This window comes from Pseudomonas sp. NFX5 (genome assembly GCF_049132125.1).
Lineage (GTDB): Bacteria > Pseudomonadota > Gammaproteobacteria > Pseudomonadales > Pseudomonadaceae > Aquipseudomonas > Aquipseudomonas marginalis.
In genome coordinates this window covers 1-26,008 of the sequence record NZ_JAFMZG010000038.1, presented here as the reverse complement: position 1 = coordinate 26,008, position 26,008 = coordinate 1, and the positions used below count along the sequence as shown (strand labels likewise).

The 26,008-nt window shown below is 64.1% G+C and carries 13 protein-coding genes; all 13 read right to left on the bottom strand.

Translation table 11 applies throughout. The features are described 5' to 3' along the window. Positions 1-36: 36 nt before the first annotated feature. Entirely contained in the window at positions 37-978 is a 942-nt protein-coding gene (locus J1N02_RS26675) for a peptidylprolyl isomerase (RefSeq protein WP_027607528.1), read from the bottom strand. Continuing rightward, positions 975-1,436, bottom strand: coding sequence for a YbjN domain-containing protein (locus J1N02_RS26670; RefSeq protein ID WP_421148013.1), 462 nt, complete (start codon positions 1,434-1,436; stop codon positions 975-977). The genes J1N02_RS26675 and J1N02_RS26670 overlap by 4 nt, the downstream gene beginning before the upstream one ends. A gap of 20 nt (positions 1,437-1,456) precedes the next feature. After that, complete coding sequence (locus J1N02_RS26665; protein ID WP_421148012.1) at positions 1,457-2,083, bottom strand: DNA repair protein; 627 nt, start codon at positions 2,081-2,083, stop codon at positions 1,457-1,459. Between the two features lie 18 nt (positions 2,084-2,101). Further along, complete coding sequence (locus J1N02_RS26660; RefSeq protein ID WP_092357721.1) at positions 2,102-3,802, bottom strand: putative porin; 1,701 nt, start codon at positions 3,800-3,802, stop codon at positions 2,102-2,104. Between the two features lie 47 nt (positions 3,803-3,849). After that, positions 3,850-4,554: an energy transducer TonB family protein gene (locus J1N02_RS26655; protein ID WP_027607532.1), complete on the bottom strand. Its 705-nt coding sequence runs from the start codon at positions 4,552-4,554 to the stop codon at positions 3,850-3,852. A gap of 3 nt (positions 4,555-4,557) precedes the next feature. Next, positions 4,558-4,983 carry an ExbD/TolR family protein gene (locus tag J1N02_RS26650; RefSeq protein WP_010211136.1) on the bottom strand — a complete coding sequence of 142 codons (426 nt, stop codon included), beginning with the start codon at positions 4,981-4,983 and terminating at the stop codon, positions 4,558-4,560. A gap of 11 nt (positions 4,984-4,994) precedes the next feature. Continuing rightward, on the bottom strand, positions 4,995-6,794 hold the full coding sequence (locus J1N02_RS26645) for a DUF2341 domain-containing protein (RefSeq protein ID WP_027607533.1): 1,800 nt from the start codon (positions 6,792-6,794) through the stop codon (positions 4,995-4,997). Between the two features lie 24 nt (positions 6,795-6,818). Next, the gene (locus J1N02_RS26640) at positions 6,819-8,408 is read right to left on the bottom strand and encodes a ShlB/FhaC/HecB family hemolysin secretion/activation protein (RefSeq protein WP_421148011.1); all 1,590 of its coding nucleotides are present in this window, start codon (positions 8,406-8,408) and stop codon (positions 6,819-6,821) included. 59 nt (positions 8,409-8,467) lie between these two features. Next, complete coding sequence (locus J1N02_RS26635) at positions 8,468-9,061, bottom strand: transposase (protein WP_027607535.1); 594 nt, start codon at positions 9,059-9,061, stop codon at positions 8,468-8,470. Between the two features lie 836 nt (positions 9,062-9,897). After that, a complete protein-coding gene (locus J1N02_RS26630; protein ID WP_421148010.1) occupies positions 9,898-22,146 on the bottom strand; it encodes a filamentous haemagglutinin family protein in 12,249 nt (4,082 codons plus the stop codon). A 206-nt stretch (positions 22,147-22,352) separates the two neighbouring features. Continuing rightward, positions 22,353-23,537, bottom strand: coding sequence for a substrate-binding domain-containing protein (locus J1N02_RS26625; protein WP_027607538.1), 1,185 nt, complete (start codon positions 23,535-23,537; stop codon positions 22,353-22,355). Positions 23,538-24,027: 490 nt separating this feature from the next. Continuing rightward, positions 24,028-25,239: a type II secretion system inner membrane protein GspF gene (gspF, locus tag J1N02_RS26620; protein ID WP_027607539.1), complete on the bottom strand. Its 1,212-nt coding sequence runs from the start codon at positions 25,237-25,239 to the stop codon at positions 24,028-24,030. Continuing rightward, the coding region (locus J1N02_RS26615; RefSeq protein ID WP_421148009.1) for a GspE/PulE family protein at positions 25,239-26,008 on the bottom strand (770 nt) is incomplete at its 5' end. The genes gspF and J1N02_RS26615, both read right to left, overlap by 1 nt.

Sequence of the window (26,008 nt, the reverse complement as noted above, 5' to 3'; positions counted from 1 at the left end):
TGGTTGGTCTGTGCATCCAATGCGGGTTGAGGCGTGTTACTCCAGCACTTTGTTCAACTCGGCGCCGTCGATACTCAAGGTCGCGGTGTTGAGCATGCCTTCCAGGTAGGCCTTGGCGATCTGTTCCTGGCGCTGGGCGCGCAGGGCCTGGGTCAGGCGTTCACGCAGCTCGTCCAGGGTGGCGGTGCGCGCCGGCTGCTGGCCGATGAGCTTGAGCACATGAAACCCGGCCGGGCTCTGCACCACGTCCGAGACCGCACCGACCTTGAGCCGCGCCACCGCGCCGCGCACCTCCGGCACCAGTTGCTGCAACGGCTGCATCCCCGAATCGCCACCGCGCGCGGCGCTGTCGGGGTCCTGGGAAAACTGCGTGGCCAGGGCGGCAAAATCAGCCGGCGCGGCCTGGGCCTTACGGCTCAGTTCCTGGGCCTGGCGCCGTACGGCGTCGAGGTTTTGCGGGTCATTCACCGCGAGGAAAATCTGGCTCACCTGGTACAACGGCGGCGTCACCCATTGCGCCTTGCCGCTGTCGTAGGCCTGTTGCAACTCGGCGGCGCTGGGGTAATCGGCCGGTACCTGGCTGACCGAGAGCATGTAGTCGCGAAACACGATCTGCTCGGCGGCGGCGCGGGTCTGCTGCTCCACCTCCGGGCGCTGGCGCCAGCCCTGGGCATCGGCCTGTTCAAGCACGGCTTTTTGCGCCAGCCTCGAGCGAATCCAGGTTTCCAGGGCGCCACGGTTGCCGCGCAATTGCTCGCGGGATTCGGCCGGCAGGCTGGCCAGCACGCTTTTCAGCTCCGCCAGGTCGATCTGCTGGTTGCCCAGGCGCGCCACCGCTGGCCCGCTCGGCGCGGGAGTGATCACCGGCGCCGATTGCTGCGCCGCCACCGGGTCGCTGCCCGGTCGCAGGCTCAACGCCACGGCCACCACCAGCACAGCCAGCGCCCCCGCGCCGAGCATCAGGGTTGGCTTTTTCACAGCACCGCCACCTCTTCACCCACCGCGGCAGCCTGCAACTGCGCGGCCTGCTGGCTGTACTCACGCAGGTAGACGATAAACTCCTGCAACAGGCGATCCCACAATTCCAACTGGCTGCGCAGGTGCGTGACGCCAACCCCGGCCACCACCACGTCCATTTCCATCAACAGGAACTCGCCCTGCACCGACAACCGCGCAAAGCGCCGCGAGGCGTTCCATACCGGGGCCAGGCCTTCGGGCAACTCGCCCTGTACCCGCAGCGCGCAGCTGTAGGTGAAGTCAACATAGCTGCCCTGCTCCGCCGCCGGGTTGCCGAAGCTCACGGCAAAGCCGATGCCCTGGCTGGCGCTGAGCAACTGCACGATGCCGTTCTGTTCGCTCTGGTTAACCCGGTAGCCGGCGTCCTGCAACAGGTCGGTGAGGCTCTGGACGGTGACGCTGGTGATCAATTCGCTCATGGTGATCTCTTCCTTGTCTATCAGTGATTGGCGGCTGCCTGGGGCGCATCAAAACGGCTCTTGTACAGATCGTCGCCAAAACCCTGGGCCAGTTCCTCGAACTTGACCCGTGCGCTGCTGGCGAACGGCTGGCGAATGCTCATCACCTCGGCCACATCGATTTTTTCGTAGGCCGCGAGCAGTTGCTGGGCCACGCCGTACATCTGTTGATTCTTGACTGAACATTGCTGCACTTGTGTGTCACGTTCGCTTAAGGCCGCCTGCAGGCGCGCGCGCTCGGCTTCCTTGCCCTTGGCCAGCACCAGCAGTTCGTCATAGGCCTTCTTGAACTTGCCGATCTGCTCGTTGCTCGCCGCCACCTGGGCCTGCGCCTGGCTGTGCAGGCTCTGTTGCTGGCCGGCCAGTTGCTCGGCGGTGCCACGGGCCTTTTCCAGCTCAGCGGTCAATTGCTTGATTTGCGCCTGGGCCTGTTTGGCCTGGTTTTCGGCGGCCAGCCGTGCGGCACTGGCCTGGGCCTGTTCGCTTTGCAGCGCCTGCAATTGCTGGGTGGTGCTGCGCAGTTGCGTACGCAGGCGCTCCTCCATGCCTTCGGCCGACGCGCCGGTGCTCATCAGCAGCAGTAACAGCGCGCAGATTCGTGTGTTCATGTGGCATCTCCCTGCGCATCAAAAGCGCGTGTTGAGTTCCAGTTGCATCACATCGACTTCGAACGGCTGGCCATACACTTCGGAGGCGCTCAACCAACGCGCACTGGCGTAGATGTTCTTGTCGATACCGTAGTTGCCGCCAATGAAATAGCCCTTGGCGTTGGTGCCGCCCAGGTGGAACGACGAGTCGTTGAAGCCGTCGGGCAAGGCGTCGGGCTGGATGTACTTGTAGCCGGCCAACAGGTTCCAGTCGCCGCGCTTGCGCATCTCCAGGGCGCTGCCGAGGGTGAACGAGACCATCAGCGCATTACCGCCACTTTCAAACTGGCCGTTGCTGTTGATGTTGTTGACGATCTCGCCTTCGCTGCGCTTGAGCATCTCGCCCTTGTCGTAGGCCAGGTTGTGAATGAAGTTGGCCTGGCTGCGCAGCTTGAAGTCGCTGGGCAGTTCGCTGTCCCAGACCAGGTTGAGGTCCAGCACATCGAACTTGGACGCCAGGCCTACGTACTGCGGGTCGGGTGTGCGCGCAGGATCCGCCGGGTTGGTGGTGTTGTTGCGCAGGTTGAACACCGTGTTGCCTTTCTGCATGAAGGCCACGCGCGTGCCGTCGGTGTCGCAACCTGCCGCGCCCTGCCAGGTGGAGCAAGGGCTGGAGCGCTCGCCTTCGATGTCCTGGAACTGGTAATAAGCCGCGGCGAGTTTGAGGCGGTTGCTGCGGTTGATCTTCCAATCCGCGCCGATCTGCCCGCCAAACAGCCATTTGGTGTCGCTGTCTTCCTTGTCGATACCATTGGTGCTGGCGGTGTCGGAGGTGTACTCCACCGGGAAGGCGCCAAGGGTACCGAACAGGCCCCACTCGCTGTTGAGGCTATGGTTGAAGATCGCCGCCACGCCGTCGAAGTTGAGGTCGTTGGAATACATCATGTCGGTGGAATAGAACGGGTTGCCGATGCGCCCGGCGGTCAACGTCATGTAGTCGGTGGTTTTCCAGCTCAGATAACCCTGGTCGAGCCAGATGTCCTTTTTGCCAAAGCCGCCGCCCAGGGTCTGGGTGGTGGACACCGGGTTATTGTCGGAGCCGGTGGCGATGCGAATGCCGGCGGTCCATTCCGGCGAGATCACCGCTTTCATGCCCAGGCGTGCACGCAGGCGGAACAGGTTCTCGCGGTCCTCGCGGGTGTTGAGCAGCGGCGGGAACTTGGTGTTGGAGTTCTTGTTGACGTCGTACGGGCCGGTGTCATTGAGCTTGGCAAAATCGGTGATGTTGTTGCTGTTATTGCCCGAGAAGTAGCGCGACTCGTCGCGCAGACGAATATCGCCATCAAAGCTGATGCGCGAGATCCAGTCGGGGAACGTATTGGGCTGCGCCCAGTTTTCCCGCTTGGCGGTGGACATGACTTCGGCTTTGACCTGGTCGCGGATCTGGTCGCGCACCGCCTGCGGCACGTACTGCACGCGCACATCCCCAGGCGCGGTCGCCGGGCCGCTGGCAACCACCGGCGCGGCGTTGGCCTGGCGGGCCTGCTGGGCTTCCTTTTCGGCCTGGGCGATCAGCCCATTGGCGGTGTCCTGGGTCAGCACACCTTGCTGCACCAGCAGGCGGATCAGGTTGATGGTGACGTTTTCCGAAGGCGCAACCGGGGCGGCCGCCGCCTGCCCGACCAGGGTCGCGATGACCATGCCAACCGCCAGGGTCAGTCGATTCACGGGGGAAATCATGTGTACGCAACTCCTGTAAAAAACCGTAGATAAGAGGTTTCGTGCAATCAATCCGGACGCCGGCCCTTGAGGGACAGGCGCATGGGCAGCGTCAGCGACGCCGGAGGTTTCTGGGTGGCGCGGGGCGCACGGATCAGCGCCAGCATCTGGGCGTCGGTGTCGGCATCCCCGCTGGACTTGGCCACCAGCGCCTTCGTCACCTGGCCGTCGGTGCCCAGCCACAGGTCGATCTGTATCGCAAAGGCCTTCTTGCGCAGCTCCGGGTCTTCACGCATCAGCCGTTGATAGGTACCGGCCAGGTACTGCTTGTACGTGCCGGTCCCCAGCCCGCCGCCGCCACTGCCGGCCATGCCGCCGCCCTTGCCGGCGCCGATGTTGAAGCCGTCGTTACCGGACTGCGCATCCCCGTCGATCTGCATCGGGTTGGCCAGGTCTTCATTCGGTGAAGGCGGTGCTTCCTCGGCCGGCTTGACCTCTTCGGGTTCGGGACTGGGCACCGGTTCCGGGACCTTCTCTTCAACCTGGGGCTCGGGTTCCTTGGGTTTTTCCGGGGGTGGCGGCGGCGGTGGCGGCAACGGAATAATCGTCGGCACCTTCGGCGCTTCACGGCGTACGCCACTCATGTCATTGGCCCACTGCCAGAGAAACCAGGCCGCCACGGCGCCCAGCAACAGGCCGGCGCCCCACTTCAACGGGCGCAACGGCGGTTTGTTCTTCACCGGCAATGGCGCGATCGGGATCTGTGCGGTCATCACTCAGCCCTGGCTCGGTTTGCCGGTGACCAGCCCGACCTGGGACAGCTCCAGCCGGCGCAGCAGGTCGAGCACCTCGATGACTTTCTGGTACTGCACCATCGCATCGCCGCGCACGATCACCGGGAAGTCCGGGTTCAGCGCTTTCTCGATGCGCAGGCGCTCCTCCAGTTCGCCGAGGGTCACCGGGTACGCGTCGAGGAACACCTGGCCTCCGTCATTCACGGAGATGGCCTTGGTCTTGGCCTCCGACAGCGACACCGAGGCGCTGGCCTTGGGCAGGTGGATCTGGATCCCCGAGACCTGGGCGGTGGCGGTGAGGATAAACATCACCAGCACCACCATCAGTACGTCCACCAGGGGCGTGATGTTGATGCTGTCGACGGCGGCATCATCGTCATCGTCGTGGGAGGCATTTACGGAAGCCATGGCGATTCTCCTCAGGCCGGAACCGATGCGTGATGGTCGCGGCGGTGCGCGGTTTCACTGTGCTGGCTCTCGCCGTGCATCTCCGCCAGGCGGGTGATGAACTCGTCGACGAACACGCGCATGTCGGCGCTGACTTCCTTGTTGCGCGTGATCAGGCGGTTGTAGCCAAACAACGCGGGGATCGCGACGAACAGGCCCATGGCCGTGGCCAGCAAGGCCGCCGCCATGCCCGGAGCGATGGCGTTGATGTTCACGTCGCCGGCCATGGCCGTGCCGAGGAACACCACCATGATCCCCAGCACCGTACCGAGCAGGCCGATATACGGGCCGCCGGCGATGGCGTTGGACAGGGTCGACAATTTGGAACTCAGGGCCTGGTTCTCACGGGTGCGCACGCCGTCCATGGAGCAGCGGATCGCTTCGATGGTGGCCGCCGACACCGACGAGGTGTCGGCGCCCTGGGCACGCCGGGTACGGATCTCCTTGACCGCCACCAGGTACAGGCGCCACAGCGAAGAGTGGCTCAGGCGCTCAGCCAACTGCGCGTCGTCGGCATACATCTCCAGGCGCGTGCCGATCTGGGCGAAGTGCTCGCGGAACACTTCGTTGGCACTGCTGAGGCGGCCGACCTGACGGTTCTTGCGCAGCATGATGACCCACGACTGGAACATCATCGCCACCAGCACCAGGATGATCACCCAGGCGTCCACCGGTACGGCGTTGAGCAAAAAGCCCAGGCTGCCGAAGCCGAAGCCGGACTGTTCTTCATCCACGCCGTAGGCCACCAGTTTCGACTCGGCGCCCTGGGCGCTCGCGTCAGCCAGCAACAGCGCAGCCGGGCGCGCCACCTTGGACAGGCGCAGCTCATCCATGGCCCCGGCGAACGGCAGGTGCGTGCTGCCGGCTTCCGGCAGGTCGGCGCCGACCGCCAGCTGCGTGTTGAACCCAGGCATGGCCACGGCGAGCGTGGCGCTTTCACGGCCATTCACATACAGCGTGACCTTGTCGCCCTCGGCGGTGAACGCCAGGTGCTGCCATTGGCCTGGGTTCAGCGGTTGGGTCGACACCGCGCGCTGGCCGTCGATCTCCACAAACGGCGAGCCCTGATTCAGGCCCAGCAACAGGCTGTGGGCACCGTCACGTCGGGCCAGCACGATTTGCTCACCGCTGGCCTGGTCCAGGCGCAGCCAGGCGCTGAACGTGAAGGCAGCGCCGGCGGCGTGTTGCAGCGACGGGCTGGCCGGCAACAGCAGCGGCTGGCCGCCGAACTGCAAGGCGCGGCCGATCACGCCGTCGATGCTCGCGCCGGTGGCGTTCAACGCGGTGTTGGCGTAGGCCGTGGTGTCCCGTGGCGGCGTCGCGTTGGCGCCATCGAAGTGATAGAGCGCGGTGTAATTCGGATCGAACGTCAGCTGGCCATTGGCGGTGGCCGGGGCCTTCTGGTTGCCGTAGTACATCCAGAAGTCCTGGCGCTGGCCGCCTTCGACCTTGGGCACATCGACCCAGATCAACGCCATGCCCATCAACGGGTCGAAGCTTTCGATCTGGTGATTGAACACGGTCTTGTCATCGGCACTCACAAAGCGCAGGTCGGCGCCGTCGTCCTTGACCCCGTCAAAGGTGAAGTTGCCGGTGTGCAGGCGCACCAGCAACGCGGTGCGGCCCAGGGCCTGGCTGATCGCGGCGCCCTGGGCGGTGGTGTCCACCGAAATCTGTTTGCGGTAGTGCCAATCGTCCTGCCACCAGGCGTGGGCAGTGGCCGGGAGCGCGAAGCCCAGGCAGATCAACAGGCTCAGGAATAGGCGTTGCATGGGTGAAGTCTCCGGAAGAAAAAGTCAGAAAGTCGCCTGCACACTGAAGTGCAGTCGCGAGTCCTGTTTCTGGGTGTTCGGTCCATCGAGCAGCGGGTAACCCCAATCCAGGCTGCCGGACAACCACTTGCTCAAACTGGCGCGGGTGCCCAGGCCGACACTGGCCAGGCTGTATTCGTCTTCCTGCTCGGGCAGCGGGTCGTGCAGGCGCATGCGCGCGCCTTCGGCGAACGCATAGAAGCGCCACTCCTGCACATAACTGCCGAGGAACTTGGCCAGGGACGGCGTGCGCAGTTCCTGGGAGAGCAAATAGCCCTCGTCCCCGGTGCGCTCGGCCGCCAGGTAGCCACGCACCGAGGTGGCGCCGCCGGCGGAATACTGCTCGTTGGACACCAGCGGCCCGGAGGCCAGCTGGAAAGCGCCCTTGGAGGCCGACTGCCAATCGTTGGCGAAGGTGTAGGTGTAATTCAGGTCGCCCTTGAGCACGGCGAAACTGGCACTGGCCTTGTAGCGCTTGTAATCGAACTCCTCGGCGTCGCTGCCGTAGCCAAAAAATGCACGGGTGCCGACCACCAGGTTCAAGCCCAGCCCCAGCTGGGATTGCTCGGTGTAGCGATAGCCGTTGTAGCCCAGGGTGAACGGCGCGTACTTGAGCGGCACCTGGTCGCTGCTGGCGCCGAACTTCATCTGCTCGTCGAAATCCTTGAAGTCCACACCGAACGAAAACGAATTGGCCCAGTTGCCCGCCGCCGGCAAGCTGTAGATGGCGGATACGCCGTAGGAATGGCCCTTGCCCAACACGTTGCTGCCGCCGATGGTGGCGATGTTGCTGTCGGACTGGTAACCGGAGAACTGCAAGGTCCAGCGTTCGTTCAGCGGCGCACTGTAGGAGCCCGACCAGACCTTGGCATTCTCGGTGTCCTGGGGCGCGGTGAAGTAGGTCAGGGAAATGCTGTGGCCCAGTTGCCAGAGGTTGTCGTAGCCCAGGGTGGCGACCGAGCGCAGCTTTTCGGTGTCGGCGCTGTAGTCGTTGTTCAGGCCTTGGCTGGCGTGCCAGGGGTTCTGGTCTTCGACCTGCAGATCCACGTCCATGGTGCCCGGGCGCTGGCCTTCGCGGACCAGTGGCGTGACCTGCCGGCCGGCACTGCGGTTGAGCCCGGCCAGCTGGGTTTGCACCGTGGTGAAATCCGGCACCGCGCCTTCCTTGAGCCCCGGCACTTCCTCGCGGATCTCCACCGGCGAGTAGTGCTTGGCGCCGACCACACGCACGCGGCCGACCTTGGTTTCGCTGACCTGCAGATAGACGATGCCGTCATCGACCTTCTGTTCCGGCAGCTCGACAAACACCGACTGGTAGCCACGCGCCTGGTAGATCTTCTGCAACGCATCGCGCGCGCCTTCGATATCGTCCAGGGTCTTTTGCGGGCCAAGGAACGGGTACACCGCCTCCTCGATCGTCGCCGCATCGAGCACGGTATTGCCGCGCACGAAGTACTCGTTGACGTCCACCTTGCGCGCCGGGGCCTCATCGCCCTCCTCGGCCCACACCGCTTGCGCCAGGACGCCCAGCGTCAGGCAGCACAACGCCAGCGTTGATTTGAACAGATGCTCCACACCGCCCCCTAACTGTCTAAGATTTTGCGCCGTCGCCGATTGCACGGCGTCTGGCCTGCTCAATTGCTGCTGGTCGAAAGATGGCTGTGCCGCGCCAGCCAGGTGTGCAGCAAGGCGAAGTTCAGAGAGAACTCCGGCATGTGCAGCAAGGCGCCACAGAACACGTCACCGATGATGGTCTGGATCAACTGCACGGCCTGCGGGTTGTTCAACAGGCTGGCGATGTCGCGCTGCAAAGCGTGGATGCTCCACACCTTCTGGTTCAGCTCCAGGCCGACGAACCAGCGGAACAGCAGGTTGTAGTTCAGTTGCTCGTGCAGCTGCTGTTCGCTGGGCACCGAATACAGCAGTTGCAGCAGCAGGATCTGCACCACGGTCTGCGGCGCGATCGCCATGCCCGGCGCGGCCTGGAGCAGGTCGCGATGCTGCTCGAGCACCTCGTCGATCTGCGGGCGCAACAACACCAGCGAATGCCCCGCCGGGATGTAGCTGGACACTTCCTTCAAGGCGCCCTGCCAGTCGTCCTGGGAGACGATCCACACCCACGGCGCGCCGTAGCGGTACACCGAAACCGGCTTCTTGCGCGCAGCCTCGACGATCTTCGACAGGCGCTGGTCGAGCTCCTGCATGCCAACTTTCGAGTAACGTTCCATAGTTCCCATTGCCCCACTCCTGGCGTCCCGCTGACGGCTGGGGAGGCGGCTCGTGGCGGCCTCCAGCGCGTTACATAGGCAAGACGGAAGTGGCGATGAGCTACCGAACTTTTGTCATGAAAGCTTCATTTGGGATTGTGAGGGGGGCAATTTTTCCGGGTCGGCATGTGCGGCCCTGGAGCCGACCGGAGTTGGGTCTGGTGTACTGGGTAAATGTGGGAGGGGGCTTGCCCCCGATTGCAGTGGGTCAGTACCAAATCCATCAACTGACACTCCCTCATCGGGGGCAAGCCCCCTCCCACATTTGGATCTCCATATATCAGATGGACCTCGGTCTGCTTTTGCTCTGCTTTTGCTCTGGCTTTTGATCTTGATCCTAGGCGCCCCGTCAACCACGCTGGCCGAACGCAGGCTTGAATCCGTGGGTAACCCGGCAGGACGCCGGGTTAGCCGTCCTGGGCCAGGGATGGCCCATGACGGCGGCCCACGGATTCAAGCCGGAGTGAGGGCATGCCGAGCCTAGGCGAGGCACCAAGTGGTGGGGCAAGACCTTTTGGTTACTTTTGGGGCGTTTGCCAAAAGTGACCCGCTGTAAGAGCGGAACCATAGGCAGCCGTTACCGCAGCAACGGATATGTACTCATTCCAACTCCAACAAATGGTCGACCCAAAGGCCGCCATCGGGAGCAAGTCGAATCGTCGGACCCACAGTTTTAACCGAGTCTCCCCCACCATACCGGTCGGCTAATAAGAAGCTCGCCACCCTTCTGCTTGCGCAAAAAAATGGGGCGATCACTGATCGCCCCGAACGGTACATCGAGAGGTCCTTCTGAAGTTCTACAAACTGATCTGCTTACGCTCCTCATCCGTCAACCGCGCCCGCGCCTGATCACTCAGCGGCCCCGCGCCCAGCACCTGCACCGGGCTGTCGGGGTTGTAGCCCGAGGTTTTCCGAGGTTCCGGTTCACGCGGCAACGGCTCGGTGCCCAGGCTCAGCACCTCCACGGTCATGATCGACGGCCGGCCCTGTTTGGCCGCCGCCTGCTGGCTGCGCGCCGCGTCTTCTGCGGCCTGGGACGCCGCCGCGCCCGCTGCGCTGGCCGAGCTCATGGCGCCGGTATTGACGGTGGCCGACACCGGCACCCCGGACGACTTGCCCTGGGTCTGGATGTTCGCCGCGTTCACCACCCGCAGGGCGGCGATGTTGACGTTACCCGACACCCGAATGCCCGCCTCCCCCGCATCGATGGTGCCCAGCGGCGCGATCAGGTCGATATCCCCCGCCGGCACTTCCGGGATCGGGTTGAGCGTGGCGATCCCCGCACCGGTGCTCGGCACCGACGGCGACAGGCTCACGTTGCCCCAGTTGTCATAGACGCGCTTGGGCGGCGTGTACACCACGGTGGTCTTGGAGCCGCGACCGGCGTTGATGTCGCCTTGGGCGGTCCAGGCCATGATCGAGCCGCCGAAGGTGGTCATGATGCGGCTCTGGCCAAGCAGGATACTGCCCAGGGAGTACAGCTGGATATCTCCCGCGCCCTGGGTGATCACCCCAGCCGTGGACGGCGGTGCGAAACCTTCGATGCCGAACGTCTGGCGGCCGCCCGGCGTGAGCATCTGGATCGAGCCACCGAAGTTGGTGTGCACGCCGGCACCGCCGAACATCGTGATATCGCCTTTGTAGGTGATCGGGTTGCCGGCCACGTCGGTCTCGGGGAACAACCGGGCAATCGCGGCACGACCACGCACATAGCTGCCCTGGCGCACACTGCCGTCCTGGTTGTGCTCACGGCCGGCGGCCTTGAGTTCGGCAAAGTACACGTCGCGGGCGAAGATCCGTTGTTGTTCGGCGGGCAGTGCGGCGTAGTAGGTCCGGGCCTGTTCGCTGTCGCCGGCGAAGCCGAAGCGTTCGGTGAGCCAGGACACCAGTTCATTCTCGTAGGTCTTGGCGACTTTGCTGCCCTGCAACGACTCACCCGCTTGAGCCAGGTTGGCGGGATTCAGGTAGGCCTCGACGAAGCGGCGGTAATCCGGGCCATTGGCGCCCATGCCGGCTTGCATGACGATGCTTGCGCCAGGGCGGCTGTCGCCCGCCGCCACAGCACCCAGGCTGTTCACCGCGACTTTGTCTTCCATCTGGATGTTGCGCCCCGCCGTCAGTTCCAGCGTACCGGGGCCGGCAATGTTAAAGCTGCTGTAGAGGATGTCGCGGCCGGCGCTGGCGATGGAGATATCGGTGGGGCTGTTGTGCACGAACAGGTTGCCGGTAAAGGTGTATTGCCCCGTAACGATGACACCTGCGCTGGCACCGCTCAAGCGCGTGCCGCTGCCAACAATATCGCGTCCGGCTTGCATCCATACCGGGCCTGCGCCTTCGTAAAAGGTTTGCCCGAACCGAGCGTCACCCACCCCCGTGATGGTGAGGGCGCGCCCACTATTGACGCCCAGCAGGTCCCCGCTCAGCGCATAGAAACGCGCAGGTTCCAGGGCGTCACCCCAGGCCATGCTGGCGGTGTTGGGGCCAAAGGCAAACAGCGGGGAAACCGTCAAGGTGGCAAGGTTTCCATCGCTGGAAAGATTGCCACTGCCCACTATTGCCGTTTTTTGATCCGTCAGGAAACCGGCGAAGGCCGGACGCAGAATAGTCGCCAGGCTATTGGGTGCCGCACTGGAGCGGCTGATCGTCAGATCGCCGCCGGAGATCGAATCCCCGGCCAGCAATTCCAGTTGCCCATTGGACGAAGGTGCGAGTACCAACGCCCTGAGCGGCTGCACGTCGCCAGGATTACTGGTCGAGGCGCTGCCGTAATAGAGACTGCCGTTAGCGGCAACCGCACGCAATGTCGCGGGATAGACCGCCGCCATATCGGTTTCCAGGGTCTGGGTCAGCGGCGTGAGGTTGCCCCCGGCAGAGAACAGGTCCACTGCTGTGCGGTCGGTCCACAAGCTGAACCAGCTTTGTCCGATCCCGTTGACCCCCTTATTGACGAAGGTCAAGGCGTTCATCTGCGGCGCGCGCCCAGGGTCGGCGACGTCCTGCAACACCAGGTCGCCACGGGTGGACAGGCTGAAAGTGGCATCGCCCGGCAACAGGCTCAAACCACCCGAGGCCATGGCCGAAGTGGAACGTAAAGGATCGTAGGCGCGCACTTCGCTGGGGCTCTGGTCTGTGAACCGGTTGCCATAACGCAGCGTCAGGCTGCCCAGGGCGCCACCGGTCAATTGCACGTGCCCACGCAGGTTCACCAGCGCACCATTGAGGTGGTCTGCGAAGGTCTGGCTGGCGGGGTTCACCGCTCCGCCGACCCGCAGGTTCAGATCACCGCCCCCCGTCAGTTGCACACTGCCATCGGCCCCGACCCGACCGGTGCTGCCGACTGCCAGTACCAGGCCTTGGCTGCGGCGACTGACGTTCAGAGCTGTTGACGAGACAGGGCTGATGAGTCCTGCATCGCCACCCACATCAACATTCAGGTTGCCGCCTCCCAGGGTGCCAAACCCGGTGAACCCGACCATCTGGTCCGAACGGTCGCTGGCGACGTAGGAACCAAAATTGATCCACCAGGCGGTAGCTTGCGCCTGGCTCCCACTGAGCCCATTGCCCTGACGCCACAGCCAGTTGCCGACGTTGGCTGAATCCTGACCCTGGTCGCTGGGTACCGGACGACCAACGCCATTCTGCGCCGGGCTGGTGATATTGCCCGTCAGGTTGCCGCCCACTTTAAGCAGCAAGTTGCCGCCCGTATCCGGGTACCAGGCGCGGTACAGGCTGCCGGTGTCTGCGTTGACCAGCTTTTCGTTGCCCCCGGCGTTAGCCAATACCTTGCCATTGCTGCCCAGGGCTCGCTTGAGGTTATACGGATCGTTGGTCGAGGTGCCGGTGGACGAGCTGCCTGCCGTGTATACGCCGAACAGCGACTCCATGCTCAGGTTGCCGGCGGCCAGCAGGTCAAGGTCTGCGGCGCCGGTGCGGATTACGCTGAAGCGAGTACTGCCGCCCACCAGCAGCGTGTAGGCCTCACCACTGATAACGCAGTATTCCGGGAAGTCGTCACATACGCCTGGGTATTGTATTGCGTCGAAATCAACCGGTTGGCCTACCATGCTGTCATCGCCGAACCACCCCATGGAGCCCTCCTCGGTCCAGACCTGGGCTCCTTTCCCGAACGTCCCATAGTGACTGTCCGCCAAGCGCAGATTGCCGCTTACCGGATGCGGTTGCAGCAGGCGACTGTCGGCTGCCTCGGTGTCGGCCCCCGCAACCAGGCGAATCGACCACGACTGCGCACCCTCCTCCAGCATGGGTGCAATTGCCCAGTTCTTGCCTGGGTGGCCGGCGTCACGCAACGTCACCGACTCCACGCCGCCCGGCAGCTTCACGTCTGTTCCCGACGGCAACAGGGCGCCCCGGGGCAGCACTTGGCTGGCGGTCAACGTCACCTTGGTGGCCAATGGCACGCCCTTGGGCCAGATCAAGCCGTCGACACTGGCTGACGTGCTCAACAGGCTGCCGGCATCCAGGACACTGCCGATGGCGAGGGTCTGGCTCTGAGTCAGCAACGTGCCCGCCGCGAACAGCACATTGCCCGAGGCATCCCGAACAGCCGCCGCCAACACAGTACCCGCCGGGAGTACCAACGGTTGTTTGAGCGTAGCCGCGACGGGCAATCGGGTGCCCGGCGGCAGAAACAGGGGGTTGGTCAGTACATCGAAATTAAGCGCAGCGCCCGCGGGGAACACGGTGCCCACCTCCAGGGTCACGCCGCTGCCCGGTACCACCACGGTGCCGCCGGTGTAGTCGATACCGGCGCGCAGCACCCAGCCATTGTCATCGTCGGTGGCCGGTGGCGCGGCAAAGCCGTCGTTGATGCTGCCATAGATATTCAGGTCGCCACCGGCGCGCAGGGTCAGGCTGCCGGACTCGGTCTTGGCCGTTGATTTGAGGCTGGCGTAGCGATAGCTGGAGAGGTCCAGGTCGCCCTGCACCACCAGGTCGCCATCCGGGGTTTTGCTGATGATCTCTACGCCGGGGCGCAGGTGGAACACATCGCCGTACGTGGCGTTGTTCAAGCCGGCGAGCTTGCGCAGCAAGTTGCTGTTAACACGCGCGGCGTTGATGAAATTCGTATTTGCTGGATCGACGACTTTCGTGAGGTAGTCATGATCAATCACTTGGTACGGGCGCCCATTGGGCGTTTCATCGGTGTTGGTCGGGGCATCGTCGTAGGTTCTCATGCCATTGAGCGCAATCGAACGCGCGCCCTGGATAGTCAACTGCCCACTGGCATCAATGGCGATGTCATTGCCGCCCACGCGCGGCGCGTTGAGTTCCAGCGTGCCACGGTTGCGGCCGTCATTGCCGGTCGCGGCAGCAGTACCGTGACGCAGGTCGATGCGCGCCCCCTCGGCCAGGGTCAACTGGCCCTGGCCAGAGCCGAGGACCACGATGGCGCGGTTAGGCGAATCGATGATCTTGCCGTAGCTGTCCACCCGAAGTTGGCTGCCATGGGCATCGAGCACCGCCGTGCCGTCCAGGCTCAGGCCCTGCTTGGCGGCCAGGTTTATGCTGCCCACGCGCTCGCCGCTGGCATCCACCAGGCCGGTCACGCGCAGGCTGCCATTGTCGATCGAGACGTTGACGCTGTTGGCCTTGACGTCATTGCCGATGGTCAGGTCGCCCTGCTTGAGCTGGAAGCTGCGTGCACCGTAGACCTGGCCTTGGTTGAGGCGTTGGTTGAGCGCTGCGAACTGGTCGCTGAGCGTACCGCTGCCGCCCAGGCGCTGGGCCTGGATCTCCACCGCACCCGCGAGGTATGGCACCCGCGTACCACCGGAATCGTAGTCACCGCTGCTGCCGGCGATGATCTTGCCTGCCAGGTCGACGATCCCCGCAGCGCCGTCCACCGCCACCGCGCGCAACTTGCCCGCCTGGTTGTGCTGCGCCGACAGGTTGATGGTCGAAGCGGCGGCCTGCTGCACATTGCCGGCACGGCTCTCCAGCAAAACCTCGCCGCCTGCGCTGTATTTGGTCAAGTCATTGAAGGCAATGGCCCGGCCGGACACATCAATCGAGGCGGCATCGGTCAACACCACGTCGCCCCGCGCGCCCAAAGTGACCTTGCCGCTGGGCAGCACCACGGCAGTGGCCAGGCGAAGGCTATCGCCTTGCAATGACAATTCGCCGCCGATGCCGTCCACCTTGCCTACTGCGCCAGCCGAGGCGCTGACATCAATCGCGCCACCGGCGGTAATACGGTTGACCGAGCCGGCCTCACCGGTCATCAGCGGCGTGAGGATATTCAGGTTGCCGCCGCTGTAGGCAAAGCCCTTGATCGCATCAAACGCGCCCTGGCTCTGGTACACCGAGAGGCTGCCCTTGTGGTTGGCGGTGATGCGCTCACTGGCATTGAGGTTGACGTTGGCAAAGCCCAGGGCGAGGCGGTCGAAGGTATTGGTCGTGCTCGGCTGGGCAAAATCCCCATAGCCGAATTCGATACGCTCGGCATTGATGTCCAGGCGCCCGCTGCCGCTGCCGGCACCGCCGGTCACCGCCGCCACAGGCGGCGCGACGGCACCTTGCCAGATCAGGTTGGCGGTGTGGATAGTCGCCACGTCGTTCATGCCGCCAGAGCCGTAGATCGCCGGCGTGGACAGCATCAGGTTGCTCAGCAACGACTTGCCGGTCACGGCGTCATAAGTATCCAGGGTGGTGGTGCCGTAGAAGTTAAAGCTGTCACGCGCCGACAGCTGCAGGGTTTCCAGGGCCGGGGCGCCGAATTGGGTGTCGCCGCGCAGCAGGCGTTCCAGCACTTGCTGGTTGAGGGTCATGCCCACCGGCAGGCGATTGTTGGCGGCTGCAGCGGCCAGGGCTTCGGGGCTGCCGACGTTGATGCTGGACACGCCCAGGTTCAGGTGGCGGGTGCCATAGCGCACCTCATCGCCCATCTGCAGGGAGCTGTCGGTCAAGGTAACGATGCTGCCTTCGGAATACAGGGCTGTCTGGCCGCTGCAGGGCGCGCTGTTGCACACGCCTAACTGGATGCCCCCACTGATGACTTCGCCCAATGACGGCGCGGCGATTACGTTGAGCAAACCATTGGACACCGCCAGCACATTGCTCAGGTTGTAGATAAAACCGTCACGTGCGTCGTAGCTGGCCTTGCCCTGGCCTATCGTGTTGATCGAGGCGCCTTGTTCGAGCGTAATTTTTCCGGTGGAGGTCACCAGTAATACCTCCGGTGCCGCCAGTTTCGCGCCGTCGCGCAGGATGATGGAACTGATGATGCTGCTGGGGAGGTTGATGTAGTTGCCACCCTGGCCGTACGTGACATAGGTCATTCCACCGATCAACAGGCGAGCCGCGCCCATTGCATTCAGGCTGTCCGCATCCACCGTAATGCCTTTGAAATTGGCGGTAGCCGCGTTGCCTGCCGCGACAATTTCGATGTCCCTTCCCAAGCTGCCCTTTTCTTCGTTTATCAGCGATACGGTACCGCCGTAACCGCCGTCAGCGGCCTCGAAGCGGCCGATCCCCTGGAACGAAAAGGCGTCCGCACCTGCGCCTGGCCGCAGGGCCAGTTGCAGGGTCTTGGCATCCACCGGCAGCAGTGCCCGAGGTACACCAAGCCTGGTGGCGTCGGCCACGGCGAACTGTGCGTAGCCGGTTTCGTTGTATTGGGAGTAACGACGCAACATATCGGCCGACGTGAGAATTACCTGGCTGGCCGTACTGTTGTTGATACCGGTATTGGCGATGGACAAGCGCCCTGCCGTGGCCCATGAGCCATTACGCAACGCCTGGGTCGCACCGTCGGTGCCCAACCCGGCCAGGCCGTTGATCTCGAGCCGGAAAGCCCCAGGCATCAAAGCATAGGTGGACGGCATCAGGGTATAGGTGCCGGCCGCCAGGCCCGGCACGCCGGCGCCGATTGTGATCTGCTGGCCGATCAACGGATCGACCGCGCCACCTTCCGGCGCCACCGGTGCATAGCCCGGTTGCACGCCCGGCACAATCGCATAGATCGGGTTGGTGCTCAGACCCGGCAGTACAAACCCGCCGTTGGCACCGAACTGTACCAGTGGGTTGTAACGTGCATCCGTAGAGCCCCCGCGCCCGGAAATAAATCCGGCGCCGAGCAGTTCGCCACCGCCGGACAGATCCACCGTCGCCTGCGGCAGCACCGTCAACTGCTGGCCACCGAGAATCACCCCAACGTTCAGGCTGCCCGCACTGTTGCCGCCACCCTGGCCGACAAACGTCACTGTCTTGCCGTTGTACTTGTAGATCTGGCCGTCCACGGTACCGCCGTAAGGCAATACCAGGCCCTTGCCACTCACCGACGTGAGGCTGCCCGGCAGCAGTTGCACGTTGGTAGAGCCCAGGTTGCCAATCTCGATCAGCCCCAGTGGCGCACGCACCACCCCGCCCTGCCTGATGGTGGGCCCGCCCAATTGCAGACGACCAAAGGCCGAGTAAGGCATGGCGGCATTGCTATTGGCGGTGCGTGCGATGGTCAGGGTGCGTGTCGGATCGTAATTGAAGCCTGTGTCATTGCTGGCAGCATTATTCAGATAGCCCGCCAGTACCCGGGCGCCGACTTCAGTCGCCGGATACAACTGCGCCGCGCGCAGGGTCATGTCACCACTGGTCACTAATTGCGTGCTAATGCCCTGGGCAATCACATCTGCCCCCGCCCCCGCCAGGAAGCGCAAGTCGCCCTGGCTGGTCAGTTGCACATCATCAAACCCCCGCCGTTCGAGGCTGACCTGGCTGTTGTCGGGCCGCAACAGATAGCTCTTGTTGCCGAACAACACATTGCCACGCACGTCGATCAGGTTGGCGTTGGCGTTGAACTGCTCCGTGGTGGCCAGCGCGGAGGGATTGGGCAACACCGGCACCGCGCGGGTATAGGCTTCCTTGCCGGATTCTGCCGGCGCGAGGATGCCGGCCAACAGCAGGTATGGCGCCGACAGGTTGACCCGCGAACTGGCCGCCGCGTTTTCACTGAGGTTATAGCTGCCACCGTACAGGCGCAGGCTCTGGCCCATGCTCAACGACACGTCACCGTCGAAACTCAGCAAGCCGTTGCTGAGCAGCGCCAGGTTGTCAAAGCCGCCGGCGCTGATCTGGTCCACGCCGAGGCGGCCATGGCCGTACTCGAGGCTGGAAGTCGGGCTGGCTTGATGGGTCTGGCTGAGCACCAGTTCACGCACCTTGAGCACACTGTCGTTGACGCCGGCCTTGAGGTAATACGGGCTTTCCAGGGCCAGGGCCAGGCTACCGCCCGCAGCACCTGCGCCACCCGCGCGGGCAACGAAGCTGCCGTCCAGGTACAGGCCGTTGTTCGACGCAAAGCTGATGCTGCCGCCATTGCTGGCCACCGGCACGCGGCCCTGGCCGGGAACATCCAGCATCGCCTGGGCACCGGACGCGTCCAGGCGCGCGCCGTCGCGCACCACCACAAACAGGTCACTGGCCTTGGCGATACCGGTGGCCAGGTTGATGTCGCCGCCGATGCTGATAGTGCCCCCATTGCGCACCTGGCCGTAGACATTGCCACGGTTGCTCACCGCCGTGACCCCACGCGACGCCACGTCGATCAGCGCGTTTTCACCCACCCAGATCGAACGGCTATGGCCGGCGGCGTTGGCCGCTTCCGAGCCCGTCGCCGTCAGGCCGCCCAGGCTGACGCTGCCGCCCCAGGCGTTGAGGCGGCCGTTCATGGTCAACTGGCCGACGCTGCGCAGGTTAATGGCCTGGCCTGGGTCGACAGTGATCACCGCGCCCTGCCCCACGCTCAAGGCTGTGGTGGCCAGTTCAGCCGCCGTGGAATTTAGATTGCCGGCGGTCAAGGTCAGGCTGGCGCCACGGCGCTGGGTCAGTACGCCTTTGGCAGCGTCTTCCTGGTACAGCGCCGGCGTCCAGCGTTCAAGGGCGGTGGCCGGGTCGCTGCCCGTGGGAGCGGCCGAGGTCCGCTCGCCAATACGGTAGACCGGCGTCGTGACGTCGACCTGGGTACCGTCCGTGACCAGCAGCCCTTCATTGCCGGTGATGTCATAGGCCGAGAAGCCCTTGTTGAAAAAATCCCCCGCCAGTTGCACGGTGCCAACATCGGGCGCCGTGGCGCTGTCGCCGATCTGTACTTTGCGCGCCTGTAACGCCAGGGTGCCGCCACCGCTCACGCCATAACCGCGAATCTCGCCGTCCAAACCCAGGGTACCGAGAGACGCCAAGGTCACGTCGCCGCCCTTGCCACCGTTGAGCTTGCCATCCAAGCCGAGGGTGCCACCGGAGGAGGTGTCCACCACGCTGCCGGCCGCCAGGTTCACACTACCAGTGCTGCGCAGCGACACCTTGCCGCCGTTCACATAGGCCAAGCCGCTGCTGTTGGCCGGTTCCAGCAGCAGATTGTTCCAGCGCCCGGTGGCATCCAGCATGACCCCGCTGGCCACGTTCAGCGTGCCGCCGCCGTTGAGGATGCTGTCGCCTACCGCACCGCCTTTAAGCGGGTCGACCTGGCTGAGGATATTGCCCGCATAGAGGCTGCCGCCGTGGGCCGTGAGGTTGGCGTTGATGTCGACCCTTGGCCCGAACAGGGTGATATCGCCGCCATCGGCCACCTTGAGCGCTCCGTTGACGGTGACCTGCTGCTTGGCCGCGATCTTGATCGCGCCCAACTGATAGCCATTGAGCTGGTCGCTGTCGAGTACCATCTTGCCCTGGCGGTCCGCGGGCAGCGCGGTGGTGAGGTCCAGGCCATCGGCGATTTTTTGCGTACCGCCCTCGATCAATACCTCGTCCGCGTTTGCGCCCAGGGCATAGCGCAGGGTGCCGGTGGTCTTGTTGTAGATAGGCGTGTAGCCGCCAATGATCAATTGCGCGCGCTGGGCCATGGCCTTCTGCGACTGCTGGTAACCGTCGAGGTTGATGTTCGGCGCCTGGGTCTGGCGATCGTCCTGGAACACGTCACTGATCACCTGGCCCTCGAGCACCGCGCTGGTGGTACCGATCACCAGCTTGCCGGCATCGCGGCCCACCGTGTAACCGCTCTCATAACGACGCTGCTTGGCGATCATCGGGTTGTAGTAGTAATCGGTCTGGCCCCAGCGCTTGCTGGTGTCTTCATACCCCTTGTAGAACCCGGAATAGAGAATGTCGCCCGGCGCGTTGGACAGTTCATACAGGCGCCCGTCCGGGCCCTTGAGCCAGGTCTGCCGGATATACCCGGCCTGCACATCCACGGTGCCGCCCGACAGGTTGATCTGCGCGTCCTTCTGGGTCACCACGTCCTTGCCGGTAAACGTCACGGTACCGCCCTGGGCCATCCACTCACCCACCGAGTGGCCTTGGGTGCCCAGGTAGCCGCCCACTTCCAGCAAGCCGCCAGCGGTGTACCAGCGATCCGTCGCGTAGCCGTTGGTGCCTGCGGGCACAAACACCAGCTCGCGCAGGTCGACCCACACATCGTTATTGATCAACTGCCCATCGTCACGGTTGACCGGTGCGTCGCGCTGCTCGTTGCCCTGTACGTTGATCTTGATGTTGTTGGATTCCATCGACACCTTGACACCGACCGCCCCGGAGACATCGATCATCGCCCCGTCGCGTACCAGGCTGCGCCCGGTGGCACTGACCGCGACCTGCCCACCGGTAGCCAGGGTGATCGAGCCTTTCTGGAAGTCCACGGTGCCGCCGCTGACGATCTCGATGCGTGATTGGTCGGTGCGGTCGGCCACGGCGCTGAGGTTGTTGAACTGGCCGGTGATCAGGTTGGCGGGCGTGCCGTCGAGCTTGATCAGGCCGTTGTCCTTCTGGCCGTTGAGCGCGGTGCTGCCGCTGCTGTCGAGCAGGATCGCGGTGGTGCTGCCCTCCCCCAGGATCACGCTGCTGGTGGTGTCGGTAGCGGAATTTAGCAAATGGATGGTGCCACGGGCGTCCACTGACGTGCTGGCCAAGGCCACGCCATTTTGCTGCACCTGGTGCCCGGTCAGGGTGATGTCACCGGTGGACGCCATGATCAGGCCCGTGTTGCTGACCTTGCCTGCGCTGCTGCCGGCCTTGAGGCTGGTGGCCACTTCATTGCCACGGGTGGTGGAGCGGTCATTGCCGGTGGTGCCGACACCCTTGCGGATGTAAAAGCTGTCGCCGGCGGCCAGGGTGGTCTGGCCCTTGGCGGTAGTGAGGGTACCGGCGTTTTCCACTTCCGAGCCCAGCAGCAAGGCATAGCCGCCGGCGTCGGTGGAGGTGGCGGGGTTGTGGGTCTGGATCAATGCGCCGCGCTGCACCTCGACCTTGCCGGCCGCGTCAGTGAAGGTCGGCTGGGTGCCGGTGGCGTCCACGTAGATACCGCGCTGGGTGAACTGCTCATCGGTGATGTTCGCCGCCGCCGCCACCAGATTGCGCACGTTGACCTGGCTGGTGCCACTGAACACCACGCCGTTGCGGTTCACGATCATCACCGTACCGGCGCCGTTGATCTGGCCCTGGATTTCGCTCGGGCGCGCATTCGGGTCGTTGACGCGGTTGAGCACGGCCCAGCTCGACTGCTGCTGGAAGTCGACGCTGGTGTTGCGCCCGACGTTGAAGGTTTCCCAATTGAGGATGGCCTTGTCGGCGGTCTGTTCGATGGTCACCGTGGTCTTGCCGCCGGCCTGGGTCTGCACCGGGCCCTTGGCGTTGGTCCAGCCCTGGGTCAGGCTGTTATCCACCTGCAGGCCACCCTTGCCCAGGCCATCGGGAATGGTCGAGACCTGGCCGAACGCAGCCTGGCGCCCGGCGGCCTGCGCCGCCTGCTGCGCGGCAATCGCCGCCACACTGGTGTTCAAAGTGCTGATGGAACGCGCCAACTGCTGGTTGACCCGCGCCTGCTGGTTCAGCGAAGGAATCCCCTGCACCTGCCCGGCACTGATCCGCGCCGCCGTCGCCGCCTGGGTCGCACCTTTATCGGCAAACCAGCTGGAACTGAACGCCGTGGCCGCATGGGCATTGCCCGCCACCATCAACAAGGCGATGGCCTGGGCCAGGGGCTTGAGGCGCAGCACAGTTTCTTGGGCTTTCAGGTTAACCGGCGATTTGCAGCGGACCATCGGGGATCTTCCTTCTTTGTTATCACGCAGGGAGCAAGACAGGCTCACGTATGAGGGTTAGGCGGTTGGCGAGGGACGGGACTGAACTTCTGTCACGCAAAGTTCATAGAGGGCTGTTAACGGCTCGAAAAAACCGCACAAACGCAAAAATCAGCAACGGCACAGGCCGTTGCTGATCAGGTGGTGCAGGTCGTTGAAAGCGAGGGTTACAGCGGACGACCGATACCGTTGCAGACGTTGGTGTTGCCGATGCTCAGGGCGTTGCTCGCGGTCAGGAAGCTGGCGCGAACGGTGGCTTTCCAAGCGGTTGGCAGCGGAACGAAAGCGTTGGCGGTGATGGCTGCATCGTTGTTGTTGGAGGCGCCGTAGTGCTTGGTGAAGAAATCACGCACTTGGCTGGTCTGGGTCGCGTCGGCGTAGCACTGGCTGAAGATCAGGTTGGTAAAGCCCAGGATCGGGTAGCCCGAGGTTGGGTAAGGCTGTACACCGGCGGTGTTGTCCGGACCGAAGACTGGAACCCAGGCGTCCGGGTTGGAACGATCAGCGGCAGCCGGTACCGGTACTGCGCCGATGGCGGCAGACACGTTGGCGGCGGCAGGCGAAACGCCCTGGGTGTTGGTGGCGACGTTTTTGCCCACGCGAGCCACTTTGGTGGCGTCGTCCAGGCCGGCCAATGTCGGGGCGGCGAAGTCAGGGCTCATGTAGGTGATGCGGCCATCGCCGGCGGCCAGGGCAGTCATTACACCTTGGCTGCCAGTAGCAGCAACGGCGCCGGCAGGCAAGCCGCCGGAGAAGCTGGTGCCGAAGGTGGTGGTGACGGCGAAGTTGCCTGTTTCTGCGTTGCACTTGGCATTGAGGAAACGGGTGAACAGCTCAGTGGTACCACTGCTTTCGCTGCGATAAACCACAACGATCGGACCGGTACGGCCAGAACCGGAAATCCCGTCCCAGGTATTGATACGGCCCGAGAACACGCCGCACAACTCTTGAACGCTCAGGTCTACAGCGGCGGAACCGCTTTTATTGAAAGGAATGGCAACCGAAGTCCCCACCGATGGCACCTGAATCAACTTGCCCCAGGTCGGTTGCTTGGCAGAGGCGTAGGTCGACAACTCAGTGGCGCTCAGCTTGGAGTCGCTGCCGGCCCAGTGCACGTTCTTGTTCGTCACGCCCGCCTGGAACTTGGTGTAGTCGTTGTTCAGGAAGGCTGCCTTGCCGTTGCCGCTGCCGACACCGATGTACTGGGCGAAACCGGCCGTCAGCACGCCGGAGGTCTGGTACAGCGCTTGTGGCAGGGTGGCACCACCGCCGTTGATGTCAGCCATTGCAGCCTGTGCCGAGCACAGTGCAGCGAGGGTCATGGATACCGCGAGAACGTTGCGCTTAAACATGAAGAATCTCCTTTCGTCGTGTTTGTACGTTGGGGTAGATGGCTCTTGCATGACGCCATGGCTTCGGTCCCAGGCCGGGTCTCGGGGGTGGCGAGGGGTGAGGCCATGGGTAGGAAATTTCGCAGTTTCCGATGACAGCAAAAGGAAAAAACCTCGGGAGGAAGGGCTTGATTTTTAAAAAGATTCTCGGGTGTTTTGGTCATGATTGTGAGCGGTTTGGCGGCAGGTGACAGCGAGGTTTCAGCGGGGGTTTCGCCAAGGTGGCGCGGGCTGTGGCGCGGGGCCTGGATGTGACGGAATGAGGAACCCGAGGTTGGGAGCCGGCGATATCGGCCTGCCCCAACATCAACTGAACAGACAGGGTTCAATGTGGGAGGGGGCTTGCCCCCGATTGCGGTATGTCAGCAATAACTGAGGTGACTGACCCACCGCTATCGGGAGCAAGTCGAATCGTCGCACCGCCCCTCCCACATTTTTTAACCGCATGCATTCAGGTAACGAGTTGGTTGATCTCGATGATCGGCAACAGCACCGCCATCACGATCACCAGCACCACCGCGCCCATCACCACGATCATCAGCGGCTCCAGCAACGCCGTCATGCCCATGGCCCGCCGTTCGATATCCCGTGACAACGTCTGCGCCGCCCGCTCCAGCATCGGGGGCAGCGAGCCGGTTTTTTCGCCGCTGGCGATCAGGTGGATCAGCACCGGCGGGAAGACCTTTTCCACCGCCAGTGCCGGGGCCAGGTTGACGCCCTCACGCACCTTGGCCGTGGCATCGTTGACGCATTGGCTCAAGCGCTCATTGGACAGGGTTTGCCGCGCCGCTTCCAGGGCCCGCAGCAACGGCACGCCAGCACCGCCGAGGATCGCCAGGGTCGAGGCGAAGCGCGCGGTGTTCAGGCCCAGCACAAAACGCCCGATCAGCGGCAGGCGTAGCACGCGGCTGTGCCAGTTCAAGCGCGCCACCGGGTTGCGCAGGTACAGGCGCCAGCCCCAGAACCCACCGACAATCCCGCCGAAACACAGCCAGCCCCAGGCGCGGATAAAGTCGCTGGCGTTGAGCATCGCCAATGTCAGCCCGGGCAAGTCCTGGCGCGCCTGGGAAAACGCGCTGACCACCTGGGGCACCACGTAGCTGAGCAAAAAAATCACGATACCGATGGACACCAGCCCGACCACACCGGGGTAGATAAACGCGGTGAGGATCTTGCCGCGCAGGTTGTTGCGCTCCTCGATGTAGTCGGCCAGGCGTTCCATCACCTGAGCCAGGTCGCCGGACTCCTCCCCCGCCGCGATCAGTGCGCGGTAGATCGACGGAAAGTCCCGTGGCCGCGCCGCCAGCGCATCCGCCAGACGCATGCCGCCGCGCACGTCGGCACGCACGGCGGCCAGGGTCTGGGCGATGTGTTTTTTCTCCGCCTGTTCCACCGTGGCGCTTAATGCCGCCTCCAGGGGCAGGCTGGCGCCGAGCAGGCTCGCCAGTTGCCGCGTGGCCCAGGCCAGGTCGTTATCCGACAGCTTGGCGCTGAACAGGCTGCTGCCGGCGGCGCTTTGCTGGCCGCCCTCGACCTGCACCAGCAGCGCGGTCAGGCCACGGCTGCGCAACACGGCAAACGCCCCGCTCTGGCTGTCGGCCTCCAGGTGCCCGGCCTCGACTTTGCCGCTGGCATCGGCGGCTTCATAGCGGTAGCGATTCATCAGGCGTCCCGTGTCACGCGCAGGATTTCTTCCGGCGCGGTGGCGCCGCTGCGCACCCAGCGCTCGCCGTCTTCACGCATGCTGAACATCCCCGCACGGCGTGCCGCCACGCGCAGATCCTGCTCGCCGGCGCCCTGGTGGATCAGGCTGCGCACCTCGTCGTCGACGCAAAACAATTCATGGATACCGGTACGCCCGCTGTAGCCGATCTGGTTGCACTGCGCGCAGCCCACCGGGCGCCAGGTGCCGGGCGCGGCCGGGTCTTCCTGCTTGCAATGCGGGCACAGGCGGCGGACCAGGCGTTGCGCCAAGACCCCCAGCAGTGACGAGGCCAGCAGGAACGGCTCGACGCCCATGTCGATCAGGCGGTTGACCGCCGACACCGCATCGTTGGTGTGCAGGGTCGCCAGCACCAGGTGCCCGGTGAGCGAGGCCTGCACCGCGATTTGCGCGGTCTCCAGGTCGCGGATTTCACCGATCATGATGATGTCCGGGTCCTGGCGCAGGATCGCCCGCAGGGCCAGGCCGAAAGTCATATCGATCTTGGCGTTGACCTGGATCTGGCTGATGCCCGGCAGGTCGTATTCCACCGGGTCCTCCACGGTGAGGATATTGCTGGTGCTCGCATCCAGCCGCGCCAGCGCGGCGTACAGGCTGGTGGTCTTGCCGCTGCCCGTAGGCCCGGTGACCAGCACGATGCCATGGGGCTGGCGGATCAAGGTGTCGAGGCGCGCCAGCAGCTGCGGCTCCATGCCCAGGGTCTCCAGTT

Bases quoted from the DNA above. Each gene is read 5' to 3' on its own strand.
- J1N02_RS26670 (WP_421148013.1), bottom strand. From the start codon at position 1,436: ATGAGCGAATTGATCACCAGCGTCACCGTCCAGAGCCTCACCGACCTG.
- J1N02_RS26665 (WP_421148012.1), bottom strand. From the start codon at position 2,083: ATGAACACACGAATCTGCGCGCTGTTACTGCTGCTGATGAGCACCGGC.
- J1N02_RS26660 (WP_092357721.1), bottom strand. From the start codon at position 3,802: ATGATTTCCCCCGTGAATCGACTGACCCTGGCGGTTGGCATGGTCATC.
- J1N02_RS26655 (WP_027607532.1), bottom strand. From the start codon at position 4,554: ATGACCGCACAGATCCCGATCGCGCCATTGCCGGTGAAGAACAAACCG.
- J1N02_RS26650 (WP_010211136.1), bottom strand. From the start codon at position 4,983: ATGGCTTCCGTAAATGCCTCCCACGACGATGACGATGATGCCGCCGTC.
- J1N02_RS26645 (WP_027607533.1), bottom strand. From the start codon at position 6,794: ATGCAACGCCTATTCCTGAGCCTGTTGATCTGCCTGGGCTTCGCGCTC.
- J1N02_RS26635 (WP_027607535.1), bottom strand. From the start codon at position 9,061: ATGGAACGTTACTCGAAAGTTGGCATGCAGGAGCTCGACCAGCGCCTG.
- J1N02_RS26630 (WP_421148010.1), bottom strand. From the start codon at position 22,146: ATGGTCCGCTGCAAATCGCCGGTTAACCTGAAAGCCCAAGAAACTGTG.
- J1N02_RS26625 (WP_027607538.1), bottom strand. From the start codon at position 23,537: ATGTTTAAGCGCAACGTTCTCGCGGTATCCATGACCCTCGCTGCACTG.
- gspF (WP_027607539.1), bottom strand. From the start codon at position 25,239: ATGAATCGCTACCGCTATGAAGCCGCCGATGCCAGCGGCAAAGTCGAG.